Source organism: Vibrio marinisediminis (assembly GCF_014050145.1).
Classification (GTDB): domain Bacteria; phylum Pseudomonadota; class Gammaproteobacteria; order Enterobacterales; family Vibrionaceae; genus Vibrio; species Vibrio marinisediminis.
On the sequence record NZ_JACFYF010000414.1, the window covers coordinates 1 to 228 of the forward strand.

The window sequence follows — 228 nt, forward strand, 5'->3', positions numbered from 1 at the left end:
TAAACAAGGTTTTCCCAGAGGATAGGTTTACGGTTACCATGACCGGAAAAGCATTGGTTTTTCAAAGGGGAACTAAGTATTTGGTTAAGAATTTAGCCATTTCCTTATCGCTAGCCATTTTATTAATTGCCTTATTCATGGCCTATATGTTTAGGTCTTTAAGAATGATTATAGTGTCCTTAATTCCTAATATCCTTCCCTTATTAATAACAGCGGGATTAATGGGCT

General features: G+C 35.5%; 1 protein-coding gene. It reads left to right on the plus strand.

What is annotated here, in order from left to right:
• Positions 1-38: 38 nt before the first annotated feature.
• The coding region (locus H2O73_RS24480; RefSeq protein WP_220457800.1) for a hypothetical protein at positions 39-228 on the plus strand (190 nt) is incomplete at its 3' end.